At 70.5% G+C, this 19,725-nt stretch carries 17 protein-coding genes; 6 read left to right on the top strand and 11 right to left on the bottom strand.

Features of this window, described 5'->3' with window-relative positions:
• Nucleotides 1-2: 2 nt before the first annotated feature.
• Nucleotides 3-1,646 (top strand): phosphoglucomutase (alpha-D-glucose-1,6-bisphosphate-dependent), encoded by a 1,644-nt coding sequence (gene pgm, locus ACZZZQ_RS10115; RefSeq protein WP_187250751.1) that lies wholly within the window; start codon nucleotides 3-5, stop codon nucleotides 1,644-1,646.
• A gap of 587 nt (nucleotides 1,647-2,233) precedes the next feature.
• On the opposite strand, the gene ACZZZQ_RS10110 is transcribed toward pgm, so the two are convergent.
• The 7 genes from ACZZZQ_RS10110 to ACZZZQ_RS10080 all read right to left on the bottom strand — a co-directional run bounded on the left by ACZZZQ_RS10110 (nucleotide 2,234) and on the right by ACZZZQ_RS10080 (nucleotide 10,242).
• Nucleotides 2,234-3,334 carry a glycerate kinase gene (locus ACZZZQ_RS10110; RefSeq protein ID WP_463507478.1) on the bottom strand — a complete coding sequence of 367 codons (1,101 nt, stop codon included), beginning with the start codon at nucleotides 3,332-3,334 and terminating at the stop codon, nucleotides 2,234-2,236.
• On the bottom strand, nucleotides 3,331-4,389 hold the full coding sequence (locus tag ACZZZQ_RS10105; protein ID WP_463507477.1) for a LacI family DNA-binding transcriptional regulator: 1,059 nt from the start codon (nucleotides 4,387-4,389) through the stop codon (nucleotides 3,331-3,333). Before ACZZZQ_RS10105 ends, ACZZZQ_RS10110 begins: the two co-directional genes overlap by 4 nt.
• 71 nt (nucleotides 4,390-4,460) lie before the next feature.
• Nucleotides 4,461-5,219, bottom strand: a complete 759-nt coding sequence (locus ACZZZQ_RS10100) for a sugar phosphate isomerase/epimerase family protein (protein ID WP_463498973.1) — start codon at nucleotides 5,217-5,219, stop codon at nucleotides 4,461-4,463.
• 637 nt (nucleotides 5,220-5,856) lie between these two features.
• Nucleotides 5,857-6,720, bottom strand: a complete 864-nt coding sequence (locus ACZZZQ_RS10095; protein WP_463507476.1) for a sugar phosphate isomerase/epimerase family protein — start codon at nucleotides 6,718-6,720, stop codon at nucleotides 5,857-5,859.
• Nucleotides 6,717-7,889: a dihydrodipicolinate synthase family protein gene (locus ACZZZQ_RS10090; protein ID WP_463507475.1), complete on the bottom strand. Its 1,173-nt coding sequence runs from the start codon at nucleotides 7,887-7,889 to the stop codon at nucleotides 6,717-6,719. The genes ACZZZQ_RS10095 and ACZZZQ_RS10090 overlap by 4 nt, the downstream gene beginning before the upstream one ends.
• Before the next feature lie 2 nt (nucleotides 7,890-7,891).
• Nucleotides 7,892-9,055 (bottom strand): Gfo/Idh/MocA family protein, encoded by a 1,164-nt coding sequence (locus ACZZZQ_RS10085; protein WP_463507474.1) that lies wholly within the window; start codon nucleotides 9,053-9,055, stop codon nucleotides 7,892-7,894.
• Between the two features lie 233 nt (nucleotides 9,056-9,288).
• Nucleotides 9,289-10,242 carry a LacI family DNA-binding transcriptional regulator gene (locus ACZZZQ_RS10080; protein ID WP_400342150.1) on the bottom strand — a complete coding sequence of 318 codons (954 nt, stop codon included), beginning with the start codon at nucleotides 10,240-10,242 and terminating at the stop codon, nucleotides 9,289-9,291.
• A gap of 158 nt (nucleotides 10,243-10,400) precedes the next feature.
• Between ACZZZQ_RS10080 and galT the strand changes: the two genes are divergently transcribed.
• From galT to galE, 3 genes are all read left to right on the top strand, one after another.
• Complete coding sequence (gene galT / locus ACZZZQ_RS10075) at nucleotides 10,401-11,621, top strand: galactose-1-phosphate uridylyltransferase (protein ID WP_056279279.1); 1,221 nt, start codon at nucleotides 10,401-10,403, stop codon at nucleotides 11,619-11,621.
• A complete protein-coding gene (gene galK / locus ACZZZQ_RS10070) occupies nucleotides 11,618-12,814 on the top strand; it encodes a galactokinase (protein ID WP_463507473.1) in 1,197 nt (398 codons plus the stop codon). Before galT ends, galK begins: the two co-directional genes overlap by 4 nt.
• Nucleotides 12,815-12,908: 94 nt before the next feature.
• Nucleotides 12,909-13,886 (top strand): UDP-glucose 4-epimerase GalE, encoded by a 978-nt coding sequence (galE, locus tag ACZZZQ_RS10065; protein WP_463507472.1) that lies wholly within the window; start codon nucleotides 12,909-12,911, stop codon nucleotides 13,884-13,886.
• Between the two features lie 6 nt (nucleotides 13,887-13,892).
• On the opposite strand, the gene ACZZZQ_RS10060 is transcribed toward galE, so the two are convergent.
• The 3 genes from ACZZZQ_RS10060 to ACZZZQ_RS10050 are packed head-to-tail and all read right to left on the bottom strand — an operon-like array spanning nucleotide 13,893 to nucleotide 17,259.
• The gene (locus ACZZZQ_RS10060) at nucleotides 13,893-15,218 is read right to left on the bottom strand and encodes an MFS transporter (RefSeq protein ID WP_463507471.1); all 1,326 of its coding nucleotides are present in this window, start codon (nucleotides 15,216-15,218) and stop codon (nucleotides 13,893-13,895) included.
• Nucleotides 15,215-16,123 carry a polysaccharide deacetylase family protein gene (locus ACZZZQ_RS10055; RefSeq protein WP_463507470.1) on the bottom strand — a complete coding sequence of 303 codons (909 nt, stop codon included), beginning with the start codon at nucleotides 16,121-16,123 and terminating at the stop codon, nucleotides 15,215-15,217. Before ACZZZQ_RS10055 ends, ACZZZQ_RS10060 begins: the two co-directional genes overlap by 4 nt.
• Nucleotides 16,120-17,259 (bottom strand): ROK family transcriptional regulator, encoded by a 1,140-nt coding sequence (locus ACZZZQ_RS10050; protein ID WP_463507469.1) that lies wholly within the window; start codon nucleotides 17,257-17,259, stop codon nucleotides 16,120-16,122. The genes ACZZZQ_RS10055 and ACZZZQ_RS10050 overlap by 4 nt, the downstream gene beginning before the upstream one ends.
• Before the next feature lie 157 nt (nucleotides 17,260-17,416).
• Between ACZZZQ_RS10050 and ACZZZQ_RS10045 the strand changes: the two genes are divergently transcribed.
• The gene (locus ACZZZQ_RS10045) at nucleotides 17,417-17,704 is read left to right on the top strand and encodes a hypothetical protein (RefSeq protein ID WP_053097764.1); all 288 of its coding nucleotides are present in this window, start codon (nucleotides 17,417-17,419) and stop codon (nucleotides 17,702-17,704) included.
• A gap of 14 nt (nucleotides 17,705-17,718) precedes the next feature.
• Here ACZZZQ_RS10045 and ACZZZQ_RS10040 read toward each other — a convergent pair whose 3' ends face one another.
• Nucleotides 17,719-19,152, bottom strand: a complete 1,434-nt coding sequence (locus tag ACZZZQ_RS10040; RefSeq protein ID WP_463507468.1) for a gamma-aminobutyraldehyde dehydrogenase — start codon at nucleotides 19,150-19,152, stop codon at nucleotides 17,719-17,721.
• 100 nt (nucleotides 19,153-19,252) lie between these two features.
• Between ACZZZQ_RS10040 and ACZZZQ_RS10035 the strand changes: the two genes are divergently transcribed.
• Nucleotides 19,253-19,720, top strand: a complete 468-nt coding sequence (locus tag ACZZZQ_RS10035) for an Lrp/AsnC family transcriptional regulator (protein ID WP_053097765.1) — start codon at nucleotides 19,253-19,255, stop codon at nucleotides 19,718-19,720.
• The last annotated feature ends 5 nt before the right edge of the window (nucleotides 19,721-19,725 follow it).

Raw genomic sequence — 19,725 nt, 5'->3', positions numbered from 1 at the left:
GCATGACGAGCCGCGCCGGCCTCCCTGCCGAGGAATCTGATCTGATCGATGTCGACGAGCTGATCGCCGCTTACTACGACCGCGTGCCCGACCCCGGAGTCGCCGCCGAGCGGGTCGCGTTCGGCACCAGCGGTCACCGCGGGTCGTCGCTGACCAAGAGCTTCAACGAGAACCACATCCTGGCGACCACCCAGGCGATCGTCGACTACCGCGCGAGCCAGGGGATCACCGGTCCCCTGTTCCTCGGCCGCGACACCCACGCGCTCTCGCTGCCCGCCGAGCGCAGCGCCATCGAGGTGCTCGTGGCCAACGGCGTCGACGTCCGCGTCGACTCGCGCGACGCCTGGGTGCCGACGCCCGCGCTCAGCCACGCGATCCTCACCTTCAACCGCGACCTCGCGCCGGATGCCGCCGGCCGTGCCGACGGCATCGTCGTCACCCCGTCGCACAACCCGCCCCGCGACGGCGGCTTCAAGTACAACCCGCCGCACGGCGGACCGGCCGACACCGACGCGACCGGCTGGATCGCCGACCGCGCCAACGAGCTGATCGCCGGCGGTCTCGTCGACGTCAAGCGCGAGCGGTTCGCCGACATCGACTGGGACGCGCTTCCGGGGTACGACTTCCGTGACGCCTACGTGCGCGACCTGGCAACGATCATCGACATCGACGCCATCCGCACCGCCGGAGTGCGCATCGGCGCCGATCCGCTCGGTGGCGCATCCGTCGAGTACTGGGCGCTCATCAAGGAGGTCTACGACCTCGACCTGACCGTCGTGAACCCCGAGGTCGACCCGACCTGGCGCTTCATGACACTCGACTGGGACGAGAAGATCCGCATGGATCCGTCCTCCCCGTCGGCCATGGCCTCGCTCGTCGCCAAGAAGGGCGACTACGATGTGCTGACGGGCAACGACGCGGATGCCGACCGCCACGGCATCGTCACCCCCGACGCCGGGCTCATGAACCCGAACCACTACCTCGCGGTCGCGATCGACTACCTGTTCTCGCACCGCTCCGAGTGGCCGCGCGACGCCGCGATCGGCAAGACCCTCGTGTCGTCGATGATCATCGACCGGGTGGCCGAATCGCTCGGACGCCGCCTCCTCGAGGTGCCGGTGGGCTTCAAGTGGTTCGTGCCCGGTCTGCTCGACGGCTCGGTCGCGTTCGGCGGCGAGGAGTCGGCCGGAGCATCGTTCCTCCGCAAGGACGGTACCGTCTGGTCGACCGACAAGGACGGCATCCTGCTGTGCCTGCTCGCGGCCGAGATCATCGCGGTCACCGGCAAGACGCCGTCGGAGCGGTACGCCGAGCTGGAGCAGGCCTTCGGCTCGTCGGCCTACCAGCGCGTCGACGCCCCGGCGACGCCCGCGCAGAAGGCGACGCTGGGCAAGCTCGCTCCGGATGCCGTCTCGGCGACGACCCTCGCGGGTGAGGAGATCACCGCCAAGCTGTCGCACGCCCCCGGCAACGGTGCGGCGATCGGCGGCCTCAAGGTGCAGACCGAGCACGCCTGGTTCGCCGCCCGCCCCTCGGGCACGGAAGACGTCTACAAGCTGTATGCCGAGAGCCTGCGCGGCCCGGAGCACCTCGCCGAGGTGCAGGCCGAGGCGCGAGCCGTGGTGTCCGCCGCCCTCGGGGGCTGATCCCCGCGTCCTTCGGGCTGTTCTTCTGCCCCCGCACGTCGCCCGTGTGGGGGCAGAAGTGCATCCGGGCGGAACGCTTTCGTGGCGGAACGCCCGCGTGAAGAATCCGGGGGCGGACTGCCCCACGGCATCCCCTCCTCGTGCGTGCGGGGCCAATAACGCAACCGAAACGGCAGATCCCGGTGCGAACGTGACCCCGACTGGCATCCGCGATGCGAAATTGACCCCGACTGGCGGACGGAGATGCCCTCGCGCCCTATCTCGCCGCCCCCTGCGTGTGCGGGGTCAATTACGCATCCGAAACGGCCGATCCCGGTGCGAAATTGACCCCGGCTGGCGGGCGGAGATGCCTTCCGGTCCTCGTGCTCGCCCCCTGCGTGTGCGGGGTCAATTACGCACCCGAAACGGCCGATCCCGATGCGAAAGTGGCCCCGACTGGCGAGCCGGCTGCGAAAGTGGTCCCGACTGGCTGGCGGGCGGATGCTGCGGGGGCGGGGGCAACCCGGGCGGAAGGATGCGGAAGGATGCGGACGGATGCTGCGCAACAGCGAACCCCACCGCGGGCCGACGCGCGCGGAGGCGATGCGTCAGACCGAGCGGGCGAGCAGGGCTCCGGCCTCGCGCAACCAGCGGGCGGGGTCGGCGAGCGCGGCATCCGAGGATCCGGCGATCTCGGTGAGCGACGCGGATGCCGTGAACAGCGCGGTGTCGGAGTCGGCCGTGATGCGTCCGGCGGCGAGCAGTGCGGTCGCACCGGTCGTCGACGCGAGGCCGGCGATGAACGAGGGTACCTTGCCGTCTCCGGACTGACCGTCGTACGACCCCTCCCCTGTGATGACATGGTCGGCGTCGGCGATCGCGCCGGCGAGGCCGATCAGGTCCGCCACCTCGGCAGCGCCCGGGGCGAGCGTCGCACCCCAGACGACCAGCGCACCGCCCGTGCCACCGGCCGCTCCGGTGCCCGGCAGTGCGGAGTCGAGGCCGAGCAGTTCGGCGAGGCCCGCTAGTCCGGCATCCACCGCGGCGAGCTCCGGGCCGACGAGACCCTTCTGCGGTCCGAACACGGCGGCGGCGCCCCGCGGGCCGACGAGGGGATTCGTGACGTCGGTGAGCACGCGCACCCGCGGCGCCGTGCGCAAACCGCTCAGGTCGACGGAGGCGATGTCGGCGAGACCGCGGGCTCCTCGCGCGACCGGCTCACCGGCGGCATCGAGGAATCGCGCACCGAGGGCGGTCAGCATCCCGGTGCCGCCGTCGGTCGACGCGCTCGACCCGATGCCGACGACCAGTCGCGTGACGCCGTGGTCGAGGGCTGCGGCGATCGCCTGACCGAATCCGGTGGTGTCGGCATCCCACGGACGCAGTTCGTCGAGCAGTTCGATACCCGAGGTCGAGGCGAGGTCGACGACGGCGGTCCCCCCGGGAGAATCCCCCGAGACGGGAAGCAGCAGCCAGCTCGTCTCCAGCGGCAGCCCCGCGGGTCCGTCGACGACGACCGGCATGCGTCGCGCTCCCGGCACGGCCGCCTCGAACGCGGCGACGGTGCCCTCGCCGCCGTCAGCCATGGGGCGGTGCACGAACGTCGCGGTCGGCTCGACCGATGACCAGCCTTCGGCGAGGGATGCCGCCGCATCCGCCGCGGTGATCGTGCCCTTGAAGCTGTCCGGCGCCAGCACCACGCGGGTCATCGGGTGAGTCCGGGGGTGCTCGCCCGCACGATGACCTCGAGCGGAAGCGGAGCCTGCTGCCAGTCGGCGTCGACCGTCGCACGGAAGGCCTGATATCCGACCTCGCTGAGCGGCACGCGCACGGTGGTGAGGGCCGGGGTGACATCGCTGCTCGAGGGCACGTCATCGAAGCCGCAGACCGCGATGTCGGCGCCGACCTCACGACCGGCCTCGCGGATTGCCGCCATCGCTCCGATCGCGACCACGTCGCTCATGCCGAACACGAGGGTGCCGGGTTCGACGCCGTCGGCGAGGGCCGCCGTCATCGCCTGCGCACCCGATTCGCGGCGGAAGTCGCCGCGGATCACCCGCTCGATCGCCCCGCCGTCGGTCTCGAAGCCGGCGCGGAATCCGGCGAGACGCTCGTCCGACGTCAGCACTCCCTCGGCCGCACCGATCGCGATGGCGGAGCGGTATCCGAGAGACGCCATGCGGCGACCGAGCGCTTCGGCGCCGGCGCGGTTGTCGATCTCGACATGGCGGTTGTCTGCGCTGCCGGCGCCGAACGTGACCACGCGTCCACCGAAGCGGGCGTACTCCGCGAGCTCGCGTGAGGTGTCGGAGTCCGTCGGCTCGTTCGTGCGCGATGCGGCGAGGATCAGGCCCTGGGGTCGCTGCCCACGCAGGGCCCGCACGATGCGCGCCTCGCGTGCCGGATCTCGCTCGGTGATCGCGATCGTCACGACCAGGCCCTGTTCGTCGGCTCCGCGGGCGACACCGGCCGCGATGAGTCCGAAGTAGGGGTCGGCGATGTCGGCGACCAGGAGTGCGATGACGGGCGAACTTCCTCGGGCGGTCGCCTGCGCCGATGCGTTCGCCGTGTAGCCCAGTTCGGCGGCCGCCTGCTCGACGCGCTCGCGGAAGGACTCGGCCACCTTGCGCTCGGATCCGTTGAGAACACGGGATGCCGTGGCGAGCGAGACCCCGGCCTCACGGGCGACGTCGTGCAGGGTCGGGGCCGCGCCCCGCGAATGCCGCGGCTGACGCACGCGGGAAGGGCTTTCCTGCTGACTCATGCCCTGAGCATACTGCGCGGTGAGGGCGATGCCGGGGAGGGTCCGGCGACCGGGCTGCGGGGGCGCATGGCTCAGAGGGAGAGGTAGGCGCGCAGCGTCGCCGCCTCGCCGCGCAGCAGCGTCGGATCATCGCCGGGTACGAACTCGAGCAGCGCATCGCGGGGCGGAGTCGTCGCGGACAGCGCCTCCGCGAAGAAGCGGGTCCACAGGGCATCCCTCGCCCGCAGCGGAAGCCTCTCGTGATCCGGCCACCACGAGAACACGTGCGCGGCGCTGACCCGGTCGGCGACCGCGCGGTACTCGTCGAGCACCGCATCGACCGTGGCACCGACCGTCGGCTGCCAGTACGAGCTGAGCGTCGGCCGAGCCACCTCGTCGAGCACCCGCAGCGTCGTCGGGGCGGTGTCGGCGAGCGTCCCGGAGTGGAACTCGAGCGCGAGCGAGATTCCCCGGGCGGCGGCCTCATCGACAGCATCCTGCAGTCGGGCGATCGTCGACGCCCAGTCCTGCGGCGACGCCTCGTCGGACCCGATCGGCCCAGCCCAGACGCGCACGCGATCGACACCGAGCGCCTCGGCGGTGTCGAGCACGGGGGTGATCGGCTCGTCGGCACCGGCACGGAAGTACGAGCCGTAGGAGCACGCGACGAGCCCGGCATCCGTCGTGAGCGTCGCCACCCTCGCGGCCTGCTCGACGTCGCCGGGCAGCACGTGCGAATCGGCTCCCCACTCGATGACCTCGAGTCGGGCGTCGGCAGCGAGGTCGACCACCTGTTCGGCGCTCAGCGACCGGAAGGTCACCGAGCAGAGTCCTGGGCGGATCTTCGTCATGACGTCATCCTCTCAATCGTTCGGCGGGGTGTCTCGGGGCTTGCGCCGTGCGCGACCGCCGCGTACAGGTGGGCGGTTCCCGGGTGGGGATCCGGTCTTCGGCGGCGTCCGGACCGGTCCGGCCCTGTCCGGTCCGACGAGAAGTCCGCCGCACCCCGTCCCGTCTGCAGGACCCAGGCACGGATGCAGGACAGAAACGGTGTCACGGCCCTGCATCCGTGCTCGGGTCCTGCATCCGTGCTCCGGCGAACGGTCCGGTCCGGTCCGGTTCGGTCTTGTCCGGTCCGGACCGGACCGACGAGAAGACCGCCGCACCCCGTCCCGTCTGCAGGACCCAGGCACGGATGCAGGACGGAAACGGTGTCATGGCCCTGCATCCGTGCTCGGGTCCTGCACGTGCTCCCGGCGAACGGTCCGGTCTTGTCTTGTCTGGTCCGGTCTGGTCCGGTCCGGTCCGACGAGAAGACCGCCGCACCCCCTCCCATCTGCAGGACGCAGACACGGATGCAGGACAGAAACGGTGTCACGGCCCTGCATCCGTGCTCGGGTCCTGCAGACGGTGGAAGCGTGGCCCACTCGCGGGGGTTTGCGGCCGGTGCCCGACCGGACCCCGACCCCGACCGAATCTCGGCGGCCGTCAGCGCAGATGCGGCGAGATCGCGGTGCCGAAGGTCTCGGCCGTACGACGGACGACCTGCTCGGGAGCGTCCGCCCAGATGTCGGCGTTGAAGATCTCGACCTCGATGTCACGGTCGTATCCGGTGTCGATCACGGCCCGCGTGAGCGAGCCGAAGTCGATCACGCCGTCACCCGTGTAGTGCCGCGACAGCAGCACATCGGCGGCGAGCGGGGTCTTCCAGTCGCACACCTGGTACGTCGCGATGCGCCCTTCGCGGCCGGCGCGCGTGATCTGCTCGAGCACCTGCGGATCCCACCAGATGTGGAACGTGTCGACGGCGGCTCCCACCACATCGGCGTCGAAATCGGCCGCGATGTCGAGCGCCTGCCCGAGCGTCGAGACGACCGCGCGGTCGGAGGCGTACATCGGATGCAGGGGCTCGATCGCGAGCGTCACGCCCGCCGCCTTCGCGTCGGACGCGAGCACGCCGATCGCGTCGCGCACACGCTCGCGCGCGCCGATCAGATCGCGCGATCCCACCGGGATGCCGCCGGCCACGAGCACGAGCACGGCCGTCGATCCGTCGGCGCCCGCGGCGGCGAGGGTCGCGGTCTCCTCGATCGCTCGGCGGTTGTCGTCGAGCGCAGCGATGCGATCCGGCCCCTCCGGAAGGGTGAAGAAACCACCGCGGCAGTGGGTCGTGACGCGCAGCCCCGAATCGGCGAGCATCTGCGCGGCGACGTCGAGCCCGACCTCATTAACGGGCTCGCGCCACAGGCCGATCGCCTGGATGCCGGCATCCGCCGTCACCCGCAGCGCCGTCGCGAGGTCTGCGTGCTTGATCGTGGCCTGGTTGATCGACAGGCGCGGGTCGACGGTCACAGGTCCACTCCGTTCAGGCGCAGCATCCCGTGCCAGCGCTCGCGTGCGAGTTCGGGATTCTCGAGGGCGAGCGACGCGTTCGCCAGCTCGACGATGCGGCTGAGGTGCGGAAGGCTGCGCGCCGAGTGCAGCCCGCCGACCATCTGGAAGGCGGGCTGGTGCCCGTTGAGCCAGGCGAGGAAGGCGACACCGGTCTTGTAATAGAAGGTCGGAGCGGCGAACACCTGGCGGCTGAGCTCTTCGGTCGGGCCGAGGATCTCGAGGTAGAGCTCGGGGTCCCCGGCATCGAGCGCCTGGATCGCCGCCGAGGCGACCGGGGTGATGGCCGCGAACGCGCCGAGCAGCGCGTCGGAGTGCCCGTCACCCTGCCCCACGGTGTCTCCGCCGATGAGGCCGACGTAGTTGAAGTCGTCGCCGGTGAACATGCGCACACCCTGCGGCAGCCGCTCGCGCACCGAGATCTCCGACTCGGCGTTCAGGAGGCTCATCTTCACGCCGGCGACCTTGTCGGGGTTCTCGGCGATCACGTCGAGCAGCACAGCGGATGCCGTCTGCCAGTCGTCCGCGCCGAAGTACCCGGCGAGCTCGGGGTCGAAAGCCGTGCCGAGCCAGTGCAGCACGACCGGCCCCGTGGCCGCCGAGAGCACCTCGCGATAGACACGACGGTAGTCGTCGGCGTTCTCAGCGACACGGGCGAGGTGGCGAGAGGCCATGAGCACCGGGCCCGCCCCCTGCTCCTCGGTGAAGTGCAGCTGCTCCTTGTAGGCGTCGATCACCTGGTCGAGCGAGATGTGCGACTCGGCGACGTGATCGGTGTTGACGCCGACCACGACCGAGCCGCCCTCCTCGCGGGCGACCTCGGCGCTGCGCGTGATGAGCTCGCGCGTCGCCGCGGCATCCAGCCCCATGTTCCGCTGAGCGGTGTCCATGGCGTCGGCGACGCCCAGACCCCACGAGTACACGTTGCGGCGGAACGCCAGAGTCGAGTCCCAGTCGATGTCGGCGGGCTGCCCCGGGGTGTTGTCGGCGTGCACCTTCGGCACGACATGGGCTGCGGCGTACGCGACGCGGCTCTGCAGCGGAGAGGCCGGACGCGTGTACCCGCCGCCCTCGCGCAGTTCGGCATCCGTCACCGCGCCCGCGGCGTCGAGAAGTCGGAGAGAGGTCATGCTCAGCCCAACGTCAGCGGGGTGAGCGCGACCTTGCGGCCTTCGGCGCTGGAGGTCAGCCCCGCCTCGGCGAACTGCACGCCGCGGGCGCCCGAGAGCAGGTCGAAGGGGTACTTCGTGCCCTCGACGAACGAGACCAGGTACTCCTCCCACTGCTGACGGAAGCCGTTGAGGAAGACGTCGTTGGTCGGGACGTTCTGCCAGTCGGCGTCGTAGTCGTGGCTGTCTTCGAGGTCGGGGTTCCAGACCGGCTTCGGAGTCGCGTTGCGGGGCTGGATCTTCGCGCCGAAGAGTCCGACGACCGCGGATCCGTGGGTGCCGTCGACCTGGAACTCGACGAGCTCGTCGCGGTTGACGCGCACCGTCCAGCTGGAGTTGATCTCGGCGACGATGCCGCCCTCGATCTCGAAGATGCCGTACGCGGCGTCCTCGGCGGTGGCGGTGTAGTGCTCGCCGTTCTCGTCCCAGCGGTCCGCGATGTGCACGGCGGCCTGCGCGTAGACGCTCTTGACCTCGCCGAACAGGTTCTCGAGCACGTAGTTCCAGTGCGGGAACATGTCGACGATGATGCCGCCGCCGTCTTCGGTGCGGTAGTTCCAGCTGGGGCGCTGCGCGGGCTGCCAGTCGCCCTCGAAGACCCAGTAGCCGAACTCGCCGCGCACCGAGAGGATGCGGCCGAAGAAACCGGAGTCGATGAGGCGCTTGAGCTTCTGGAGGCCCGGCAGGTAGAGCTTGTCGTGTACGACGCCGGTCTTGACGCCGGCCTCGTCCGCGAGACGCGCGAGCTCGAGGGCCTCGTCGAGCGACTCGGCGGTCGGCTTCTCGGTGTAGATCGCCTTGCCGGCCGCGATCGCCTTGCGAAGGGCCGAGGCGCGGGCCTTAGTCACGAGGAAATCGGCGTAGATCTCCCACTTCGGGTCGGCGAGCGCTGCGTCGAGGTCGGTCGTGTAGTCCTCGATGCCGTGCTTCGCGGCGAGCTCGGCGAGCTTGGCCTCGTTGCGGCCGACGAGCAGCGGCTTGACCGTGATGCGGGATCCGTCGGGCAGCTCGATGCCGCCCTGGTCGCGGATCGCGAGGATCGACCGCACGAGGTGCTGCCGGTAGCCCATGCGCCCGGAGACGCCGTTCATGATGATCCCGATCTCGCGGGGTGTCGCCTGTGACATTGCTGGTCCGTTCTGTGGGAAGCCCGTGCGCCGGTCGCCCGATGTGGGTAAGCGCTTTCCGTCAGCATGCCACGACTCCGTCGGGCGCGCAAGCGGCGGGTGGAAACCGCTATCCGGGTTCGCGGGGCGGTGGCGTGGCCCCCCTGCCGCGTGCGTGGTCACAAACGCATCTGAAGGGCGCGATTCAGGTGCGTTTCTGGCCACGCACCGTAGGGGGTGGGGGGCGGCGCGGGTCAGCGGGTGCTGGAGCGTTCGACCAGAAGCGTCGGCACGACGACAGCGGATGCCGCACCGTCCGCGGCGCCCTCGATGTCGGCGACGAGCAGGTCGACAGCGCGGTGCGCCAAGGCGGCGAAGTCCTGACGGATCGTCGTCAGCGGCGGGCGGTAGTTGGCGGCATCCGGCACGTCGTCGAAGCCGATGACGCTGACGTCCTCGGGAACCCGCCGCCCCGACTCGGCGAGCGCACGGAGGAGCCCGAGCGCCATCTGGTCGTTGGCGCAGAAGACGGCGGATGCTGCTCGCAGCGCCTCGCCCGCGGCGAACCCCGCCTCGGCGGTCCAGTCGCCGCGGACGACCTCGGTCGCCACGACCCCGGCATCCGCGAGCGCCTTCCGCCATCCGCGCTCGCGCTCGGCGGCCGCGAACGAGTCGGCAGGCCCGGCGAGGTGGTGCACCGTCTCGTGGCCGAGGCCCAGCAGGTGAGCGGTCGCCGCAGCGGCGCCTCCGACATGGTCGCTGTGCACGACGGCGAGATCCGCAGACCCGGGGGCATCGACGACCACGAGGCGCAGTCCCGGGGGCCGATCGGCTGCGGGCACCAGCGCCGACGCCTCGTTCAGCACGATCGCGCCGTCGACCTCCTGCTCGGCGAGGCGCTCGAAGGCGTCGGCCACGCTGTCGCCCGCGGTGACGAGGGTGAGGGCGTAGCCGCGTTCAGCCGCGGCCTCGGCGGTGGCCTGCAGCATCCGCGAGTTGCCGACCGTCGCGAGAGTGGTGACGACGAGTCCGATGGTCTGCGAGCGTCCGGTGCGCAGAGCGCGGGCTGCGCGGTGGGGGCGGTAGCCGAGCTCGGCCATCGCGGCTTCGACGCGCCGGCGGGTAGCGGGGTCGACGCGAGGGCTGTCGTTGACGACGCGCGACACGGTCTGACCCGAGACGCCGGCACGGGAGGCGACCATCGCCATCGAGACACGACCGGACGGGGCCTGGCGGCGGCGCGGGCGCGCGGCGCCGCGACGCAGATCATCGTCGCGCAGCAGCTCGTCGTCCACGGGCACCCTCTCTACGCGCTCACAACTCTGGAATGTTGACGTTACCACGGCGCTGTGCGTACCATGTTTACGTGAACACGCCCGAATCTCCCGAGTTGCGAACCGAGACCCTCTCCGCCGGCATCGTCAAGCGCGCGACGACGCTCGCCGACGGCCGCGAACTGATCTACTTCGATGATCCCGACACGACGCTCGGGGCCGACCGCGCCGTCGACAGCCGCACGCTCGACGCCCGCGGCGAGACCGCCACGATGCGCCTCGATGTACTCACCGGCGACTGGATCACGGTCGCCGCCAACCGGCAGAACCGCGTGATGATGCCGAGCGCCGACGCCGATCCTCTCGCTCCGCAGTCGCCGACCAACCCCTCGGAGGTGCCGTCGCTCTACGACGTCGCCGTGTTCGAGAACCGCTCGCCCGCCTTCGGCCCCGCCCTCGCCGAGGCGACCGGCACCGCTCCTGAGGCGAGCAACCCTCCCCGCGGGCTCGACGATCTCGCCGCCCTCGGACTCGGCCGCACCCGCACCTCGGTCGGACGCTGCGAGGTCGTGTGCTTCAGCCCCGAGCACACCGGCTCGTTCGGCACCCAGTCGGTGACGCGCGCCCGCACGGTGATCGAGGCCTGGGCCGACCGCACCGCCGCCCTCTCGAAGCTGCCGGGCATCCAGCAGATCTTCCCGTTCGAGAACCGCGGCGAGGCCATCGGCGTCACGCTCCCCCACCCCCACGGCCAGATCTACGCCTACCCCTACGTGACGCCGCGCACCACGCGCCTGCTCGACTCGATCGACCGCACCGCGCCCGACCTGTTCCAGCACATCCTCGAGTCCGAGCAGGCGTCCGAGAGGGTCGTCTTCCGCGGGGAGCACTGGACGGCATTCGTGCCCTTCGCCGCCCGCTGGCCGCTGGAGGTGCACCTCATGCCGCACCGCCACGTTCCGGACTTCGCCGAGACGACGGATGCCGAACGCGACGAGCTCGCGCCCCTCTACCTGCGACTGCTCCGCGGCGTCGACGCGCTCTACGACACCCCGACGCCCTACATCGCCGCCTGGCACCAGGCCCCGGTGAACGTCGGCCGAGACAGCGTGCGCCTGCACCTGCAGCTGACCAGCCCCCGCCGGGCGGCCGACAAGCTCAAGTTCCTCGCGGGATCCGAGGCCGCGATGTGGGCCTGGGCCGCCGAGGTCACCCCCGAGCAGGGTGCGGCCCGCATCCGCGAGGCCATCGCGAAGGCCGACGCCGCACACACCGCATCCGCAGACGAGAACGCAGACGAGGCATCCGCATGACCACCACCCAGGACGCCGCGCGCGCACTCTTCACCGACCTCACCGGTCGCACCCCCGAAGGCGTCTGGTCGGCGCCGGGGCGCGTGAACCTGATCGGCGAGCACACCGACTACAACGACGGATTCGTGCTGCCCTTCGCCATCCCGCATCGCACAGTCGCCGCCGTGGGAATCCGTGACGACCGCCGCATCCGCGTCGCCTCGACCTTCGCCGACGAGCCGGTCGAGGTCTCCCTCGACGACCTCGACGAGCTGTTCCCGACCCCGACCGGCACCGCGCCGCGCGTGCCCGAGTGGGCCGCCTACCCCCTCGGTGTCGCCTGGGCGCTGCGCCAGGCCGACGGTGTCGCTCCGTCCGCGGCCACCGGTTCAGGGCTAGACATCGCCATCGCGTCCGACGTGCCCGTGGGCGCGGGGCTCTCGTCGTCGGCGGCGATCGAGGGCGCCACGGCATCCGCGCTCAACGACCTCTGGGCCGCCGGGCTCGACCGCGTCGCCCTCGCCCGCGTCGGTCGGAAGGCCGAGAACGAGGCGGTCGGCGCCCCGACCGGCATCATGGACCAGATGGCGTCGATGCTCGGCGAGCCGGATGCCGCGATCTTCCTCGACTGCCGCTCGCTCGATGCGAACCTCGTGCAGGTCGGCATCGCCGAGGCCGGCCTCGCGATCCTCGTGATGGACACCCGGGTCAAGCACGCGCACTCCACGGGCGGATACGGCGAGCGCCGTGCGGCCTGCGAGCGCGGTGCCGCGATCATGGGCGTGCCGAGCCTGCGCGACGTCTCGGTCGACGACCTGCCCCGCGCCGAGGAGCTCATGGACGACGTGACGTTCCGCCGCGTGCGGCACGTGGTCACCGAGAACCAGCGCGTGCTCGACACCGTCGTGGTGCTGCGCGAAGACGGTGCCCGTGCGATCGGCGACCTGCTCGTGGCCTCGCACGCCTCGATGCGCGATGACTTCGAGATCTCGGTCCCCGAGCTCGACACGGCGGTCGAAACGGCCATCGCGGCCGGCGCACTCGGTGCTCGCATGACCGGCGGAGGCTTCGGCGGTGCGGCGATCGCGCTGATCGAGCAGGACTCGCTGCAGCAGGTGACGGATGCCGTGTCGGCGGCGTTCGCCGCATCCGGTTTCACCTCCCCCGTGATCTTCACCGTCACGCCGTCGGCCGGAGCGCATCGCGACGCGTGACCGCTGCCCGCTCGACCACGTCGTGAACGAGCGGCCTCAGAGTCCGCCGATCGCGACCTGAGATACTGAACACTTCCCCACCCTGAGGAGCACAATGTCCTGGATCGTGACCGGCGGCGCCGGCTACATCGGCTCGCACGTCGTTCGCGCACTGGCGGATGCCGGGCTCACGCCCGTCGTCCTCGACGACCTCTCGAGCGGCGTCGCATCGTTCGTGCCCGAAGGCGTGGCTTTCGTGCAGGGCAGCATCCTCGACCGTGAACTGGTCGAGAAGGCGCTGCGCGATCACGACGCCGAGGGCGTCATCCACGTCGCCGGATACAAGTACGCCGGCGTCTCGGTGCAGCGTCCGCTGCACACCTACGCGCAGAACGTCGAGGGCACTCGGGTGATCCTCGAGGCGATGGATGCCGCGGGCGTCACCAACATCGTGTTCTCGTCGTCGGCGGCCGTGTTCGGCACTCCCGATGTGCCGCTCGTCGTCGAGGAGACCGCCAAGAAGCCGGCGAGCCCCTACGGCGAGTCCAAGCTCATCGGCGAGTGGCTGCTCCGTGACCAGGCGATCGCGACCGCCGACTCCGACAAGCCGCTGCGTCACACCTCGCTGCGCTACTTCAACGTGGTCGGGTCGGCCGACCCGTCGGTCTATGACGTGAGCCCGCACAACCTCTTCCCGATCGTGTTCGAGAAGCTCATCGCCGGCGAGACCCCCCGCATCAACGGCGACGACTACGACACCGAGGACGGCACCAACGTGCGCGACTACGTGCACGTCGGCGACATCGCCGCCGCCCACGTCGCGGCAGCGAAGCGTCTCGCCGGTGGCGAGCCGATCGAGGCCGCGTACAACCTCGGCTCGGGCGACGGCCTCAGCGTGAAGCAGATCATGGACGCGGTCGCACGCGTCACGGGCATCGACTTCACCCCTGAGATCGGCCCTCGGCGTCCGGGAGACCCCGACCGCATCGTCGCGACCGGCGAGCTCGCCGCGCGTGACCTCGACTGGAAGATGCGATACACGGTCGACGAGATGGTCCGCACGGGCTGGGAGGCCCGTCAGGCCGCGTCCTGACGTCGGTCAGAGATCGCGCGTGCGGATCGGGTAGAGCCAGAAGCACAGCCACGCGAGGGCGGCGAAGACGAGCGGGACCACCGTGACCATGACGCGGATCCCGCCGTCGACCGCCTCCGGCTGCGCTTCGCCGAGTGAGGCGTCGAAGCCGGATGCCGTGAGCACCACCGCCGCCACGACGGCCTGCAGCACGACCGAGCCGCGCACGACGAAGCCGTTCACCCCGAAATACGCGCCCTCGCGTCGATGACCGGTGCGCGTGGCGTCCTCGTCGATGATCTGAGCGAGCACGACCTCGAGCAGCTGCAGCAGACCGCCGACGCCGACGCCCACCGCGACGCCGATGAGCGCCGCGGCGAGCACGGTCGACGGCAGCAGGTAGCCGAGCACGGAGATCCCGAACACGGCGACGCTCCACAGCAGCGCGGCGCGGGGTGAGGTGCGGCGCACGATCGCGCTCCACAGCACGATCGACGGGATGGCTGTGACGAAGATCGCCCCCAGCAGCAGGCTCGCCTCTCCCTCGGCGGCGCCCAGCGAGTAGCGCACGTAGAACGGCAGCGCCGCGAGGATGACGGCGATCGAGGTCTGGATGAACAGCGAGCCGAGCACGTAGGGCACGAACGCCCGGTTCGCGAACGTGTACTTCAGCTGGTCGCCCCAGCGCATCGCCTCGGATGCGGCCTCGGGCACTCGACGCTCGATCATGCCGCCGAAGAACGACCAGACGAGCAGCACGAGGCAGACCGCCGAGAGCACGAGGGCCATTCCCGGCCAGCCGATCGAGCCGTACAGCGCAGGGGCACCCGCGGTGCCGAGCACCATGCCGAGGATCGCGAAGATCTGCCGGGGCACGTTGCCGCGCGCCCGCTCATCGGTGGTGCGGAAGATCTCGGGGAACAGCGCCGAGATGTTCAGCACGACCACGACGAAGGCGATGTCGTACACCGCCACCACGATCAGGAACCAGACGATCAGCCCGGCGGTCGGCAGCTCCGGCGGCATCCACACCAGCGCGAAGGCGACCACGAGCGGCACGATGCCGAGACCGATCCATGGGATGCGGCGGCCCCACGGCGTGCGGATGCGGTCGGACAGCGCCCCGACGACCGGGTTGAGCACCGCGTTCAGCACGCCGTGCGCGATCATCGCCGCGGCCACCCATGCTGGCGCGACACCGAGGTGGGTGACGTAGAAGTAGACGACGAAAGCCGAGAACGTCTGCGCCATGAGCTGGGTCGGGAACCCCGATGCTCCGAACGCGATGGCCTGAGCCCTCGTGGGTGCGGCGTCGAGTCGTCGGTCGCGCAGCCGCGTCGTCAGCGAGGTCATGCGCGTCGGCTCCGCTGCAGATCGCGCAGATCGCGCCATCCGAGCCGCACCAGTCCCTCGTCGGCGAACACCTGCAGCACCTCGGGGTCGGAGAGCAGGCGAAGCTCGTGCCCGCGTTTGGCCGCACCGAAGTCGACGGCCGCGCGCAGCTCGTCGTCGTCGACCATCGGATGCAGGTAGATCTCGGTCACTCCGGCCGGCACCGCGCGCAGCAGCGCGATGAACCCGTCGCGCACCTGTTCGTACGACTCGTCCGGAGCCTCTTCGAACGGGTGGCTCCACAGCCGATCGATGACCTCGACGCCGAGCGCGTCGGCGGCGGCCGAGGCCTCGGCGAGCTTCGCCTGCAGGGCGGCGTCGTCGCCGGTCCCGTCCATGCTGCGCGGCAGCCGGAACGGCAGGCCGTTGCGGGCGGCGAGCTCGAACACCGGGCCGAGGAAGTCCCGCCCGGTCAGCAGACCGTAGACAGACCCCATGTGGTTGTCGAGATGCGTCACGTCGACCCCGGCGTCCAGCGCCGTCTGCAGCTGTGCGGCGATCTCGGCGGTGACGTCGTCGACCGACGCGAGCTCCTCGATCGCGAGGACGCCGGCGGGAAAGTACCCCGCGTCGTCGACGAGGGTGGTGTCGGTGCCGGTGAGGGGCCGCCAGCGGTAGTCGGTCCACTCGCTCGTGAGCACGAGGTGCACGCCGACGTCGAGGTCGGCGCGCGAGGCCGCGAAAGCGAGCGCCTCGGGTGCCCACGCGCACGGCACCATGAGCGTCGTCGAGTCGATGTGCCCCGCATCGAGCAGCTGCATGATCGCGGTGTTGGCCGCGTGGCACATGCCGAAGTCGTCGGCGTTGATGATCACGCCCCTGGCTCCGGGCGCAAGGCCGAGGCGATCCGCGAGGTCCGAGGTCATCGCCGACTCCTGTCCGATGCGGGAAGCAACCGCGAGAACACGGTCGCGCGAAGAGCGGATGCCGCCTCACCGACTGCGCCGACCAGCGGCGCCTCCGGGCCGAACGACGAGACGAGGAGGGTGAGCGGGAGCTGCGGGGCGAGCTCTTCGGCGAAGGCGACCGCCGCTCGGGCCAGCGCCGGGTGCGCGGCCGTGCCGCTGAGGAGGAACGCCTCGGGGTCGAGCACGAGCGCGATGCTGCCCGCGATCAGGGTGAGCCTGCGTCCCATCTCGGCGGCCATGGCGAGTGCGGCCGGATCGCCGGCGGAGGCGGCGTCGAGATGCTGGTCGATCGTCTCGTCCGGGTCACGCCCGTTCGCCAGTGCGAGGTCGCGCACGACGGCGTCACCGAGCACGGGAGCGCCGATCGGCAGCGGACTCTGCGGCAGATACATGACCTCGCCGGCCACGCCCGAGAAGCCCCGGTGCAGGGAGCCGTCGATCACGATGCCGGCGCCGAGTCCGTCGTCGAGGAGCAGCAGCGCGAAGCTGCTGAGCGCCGCGCCGGCGCCCTCGGAGAGCTCGGCGAGCGCTGCGAGGTTGACGTCGTTCTCGACCCTCACCGGGCAGCCGAGGCGCGTCGACAGGGCGTTCTTGAACGCGCCGCCGTCGGGACCCTGATCATCTCGGATGCCCCCGTCGGCGGTGACGATGCCCGGGATGCCGACGACCGCGAGCAGCAGCGGACCGGCCACCGCCCTCTGACAGGCATCGATGAGGCCGGCGATGTGCTGCACGCGGTCCCCGCGCGCGGGGAAGGCGGCGTGGCTCTCGGCCCGCACGGCTCCGGTGGGGTCGACCAGCGCGACGTGGGCGGCGTGGGCGTCGACGTGCACTGCGGCAGCGAGTCCGAGATGTGGATGCAGCGAGACGCGCCCTGCTGCCGGTCCCCGCGTGTCACGGTCGACGCCCGCAGCGGCGACCGCCGACGATGATTCGAGCATCCGCAGCACCTGCGTCACCGCAGTGCGAGAGAGACCGGTCTCGGCGACCAGTTCGGCGCGGGTGAGCGGGCCTCGGCGCGCGAGCGTCTCGAGGATCGCGCGGCCGTTGAGTGTTCGGAGCAGGGTCTGGGGCCCCGCAAGTGGTCGTGCCAAGTTGATCCCCCCGGATTCGACGTCCGCCCCAGCTTGACACATCGCGTCATACGTGTCGAGAGATCCGGACCCTGATCCGCGTCATGATCCACGGCCGTGCGCGTCTTGCTTCAGGGAGCCACCACGGCCCCGTACGACCACAGGGAGGAGGCATCCGATGCGACCGACCATCCCGCACCGGCTCGACCGACGTCCGTCGTCGCGCATCGACACTCCGACCCCGGCCGTGTACCCCTATGAGGTGACGGCCCTGCTGGAGCGCGGGTGGTGGGTGCTGCACGTCGCCGACCTCGACGTGCGCGGCGTCGCCGCGACGCTCGCCGAGGTCAGATCGGCCGCAGAGCTGCTGCTCGCGCGAGCGCTCGATGCCCCCGTCGGCAGTGTGCCGATGACGATCTCGGTGGTGCGGTTCACGCGAGGGTCGCTCATCCGCTCGCGCTGGTAGCCCGAGACCCGCCGTCAGTCCAGCGCGGACATCACGTGCTTGATGCGCGTGTAGTCGTCGAAGCCGTACTGCGAGAGGTCTTTGCCGTAGCCCGAGTGCTTGAAACCGCCGTGAGGCATGTCCGAGACGAACGGGATGTGGGTGTTGATCCACACGCAGCCGAAGTCGAGGTCGCGCGAGAAGCGCATCGCGCGGGCATGATCGGTGGTCCACACCGACGATGCGAGGGCGTAGGGCACGTCGTTCGCCATCTCGAGCGCCTGCTCCTCGGTCTCGAACGACTGCACGGTCAGCACCGGGCCGAAGATCTCGCCCTGCACGGCCTCGTCGTCCTGATGCAGACCCGACACGATGGTCGCCTCGAAGAAGTAGCCCTTCTCACCCTGACGCGCACCGCCGGTCTCGATCGTGGCGTGTGCAGGCAGGCGGTCGACGAAGCCCTGCACCTGAGCGAGCTGGGCAGCGCTGCTGAGGGGACCGTAGAGCACGCCCTCCTCGTGCGGGGAGCCCGTGCGGGCATCCGTCTTCGCCTTCTCGACGAGCGCGGCGACGAACTCGTCGTGCACAGACGAGTGCACGAGCACGCGGGTGGCCGCGGTGCAGTCCTGTCCGGCGTTGAAGAACGCGCCGGTGACGATGCCGGATGCCGCCTTGTCGAGGTTCGCATCGGGGAAGACGATCGCGGGCGCCTTGCCGCCGAGCTCGAGGTGCACCCGTTTGACGTCGTTCGCCGCCGATCGTGCGACGGCCATCCCGGCGCGCACGGATCCGGTGATGGCGACCATCTGCGGCGTCGGATGCTCGACCAGCGCCACGCCGGTGTCGCGGTCGCCGAGCACGACGTTGAGCGTGCCGGCGGGCGTGTGCAGCGCGACGATCTCAGCGAGCAGCAGGGTGGTCAGGGGCGTCGACTCGGCGGGCTTCAGCACCACCGTGTTGCCTGCGGCGAGCGCCGGGGCGATCTTCCACACGGCCATGTTCAGCGGATAGTTCCAGGGGGTGACCTGTCCGATCACGCCGATCGGCTCGCGGCGCACGAACGAGGTGTGGCCGGCGAGGTACTCCCCCGCCGCGCGTCCTTCGAGACTGCGGGCGGCTCCGGCGAAGAAGCGCAGCTGGTCGATCGACTGCAGGATCTCGTCGGCCACGAGGCTGGCACGCGGCTTGCCGGTGTCCTTCGACTCGAGGTCGGCGAACTCCTCGGCGCGGGTCTGCATCTCATCGGCGATGCGGAACAGCGCGAGCTGGCGATCGGCAGGAGTGGTGTCGCGCCAGATCGGGAACGCGACGGATGCGGCGGCGTAGGCGGCGTCCACGTCGGAGGCGTCCGAGACCGGCAGCTCGCCGTAGGCCTCCTCGGTCACCGGGTCGATCAGCGGCATCCGCTTCTGTCCGCTCAGGGGAACGTACTGCCCGCCGATGAAGTTCTGAAGGAGTTCTGTGGCCATGCTCGCCATGCTAGCGACCGGATCACGAATACAGAAGAGTGAAGTGACCTTAACGATGGAATCAGTTGCCAGGGAGCGCCGATCCTGTCAATATCGACACATGAGCACCACGCCGAAGCAGCCCGTGTTGGACGACATCTCGAAGCGGATCGTCGAGTTGCTGCAGGAGGACGGTCGACGGCCCTATGCCGAGATCGGCCGAGAGGTGGGGCTCAGCGAGGCGGCGGCGCGTCAGCGCGTGCAGCGGATGACCGAGGCGGGCATCATCCAGATCGTCGCGGTGACCGACCCGATGCAGCTCGGCTTCAACCGCATGTCGATGATCGGCATCCGCGTCACGGGCGACCCGCGGCTGATCGCGGAGGAGCTGACGAAGATCACCGAGCTCGCGTACGTCGTCGTGACGCTCGGCACGTTCGACATCCTCGTCGAGGCGGTGTGCGAGAGCGACAGCCACCTGCTCGATCTGATCGCGACCCGCATCCGTACGATCCCCGGCATCACGCACACCGAGAGCCTGCTCTACGCAGGGCTCTACAAAGACCTCTACAACTGGGGCACGCGCTGAGGCGC

The organism is Microbacterium sp. AC132 (assembly GCF_979258525.1).
This window is presented reverse-complemented; position numbering and strand designations above follow the sequence as displayed.

What these genes read in the sequence shown, in the direction of transcription:
- pgm (WP_187250751.1), top strand. Translation starts at nt 3, where the DNA reads ATGACGAGCCGCGCCGGCCTCCCTGCCGAGGAATCTGATCTGATCGAT.
- ACZZZQ_RS10110 (WP_463507478.1), bottom strand. Translation starts at nt 3,334, where the DNA reads ATGACCCGCGTGGTGCTGGCGCCGGACAGCTTCAAGGGCACGATCACC.
- ACZZZQ_RS10105 (WP_463507477.1), bottom strand. Translation starts at nt 4,389, where the DNA reads ATGAGTCAGCAGGAAAGCCCTTCCCGCGTGCGTCAGCCGCGGCATTCG.
- ACZZZQ_RS10100 (WP_463498973.1), bottom strand. Translation starts at nt 5,219, where the DNA reads ATGACGAAGATCCGCCCAGGACTCTGCTCGGTGACCTTCCGGTCGCTG.
- ACZZZQ_RS10090 (WP_463507475.1), bottom strand. Translation starts at nt 7,889, where the DNA reads ATGACCTCTCTCCGACTTCTCGACGCCGCGGGCGCGGTGACGGATGCC.
- ACZZZQ_RS10085 (WP_463507474.1), bottom strand. Translation starts at nt 9,055, where the DNA reads ATGTCACAGGCGACACCCCGCGAGATCGGGATCATCATGAACGGCGTC.
- ACZZZQ_RS10080 (WP_400342150.1), bottom strand. Translation starts at nt 10,242, where the DNA reads ATGGCGATGGTCGCCTCCCGTGCCGGCGTCTCGGGTCAGACCGTGTCG.
- galK (WP_463507473.1), top strand. Translation starts at nt 11,618, where the DNA reads ATGACCACCACCCAGGACGCCGCGCGCGCACTCTTCACCGACCTCACC.
- galE (WP_463507472.1), top strand. Translation starts at nt 12,909, where the DNA reads ATGTCCTGGATCGTGACCGGCGGCGCCGGCTACATCGGCTCGCACGTC.
- ACZZZQ_RS10060 (WP_463507471.1), bottom strand. Translation starts at nt 15,218, where the DNA reads ATGACCTCGCTGACGACGCGGCTGCGCGACCGACGACTCGACGCCGCA.
- ACZZZQ_RS10055 (WP_463507470.1), bottom strand. Translation starts at nt 16,123, where the DNA reads ATGACCTCGGACCTCGCGGATCGCCTCGGCCTTGCGCCCGGAGCCAGG.
- ACZZZQ_RS10045 (WP_053097764.1), top strand. Translation starts at nt 17,417, where the DNA reads ATGCGACCGACCATCCCGCACCGGCTCGACCGACGTCCGTCGTCGCGC.
- ACZZZQ_RS10040 (WP_463507468.1), bottom strand. Translation starts at nt 19,152, where the DNA reads ATGGCCACAGAACTCCTTCAGAACTTCATCGGCGGGCAGTACGTTCCC.
- ACZZZQ_RS10035 (WP_053097765.1), top strand. Translation starts at nt 19,253, where the DNA reads ATGAGCACCACGCCGAAGCAGCCCGTGTTGGACGACATCTCGAAGCGG.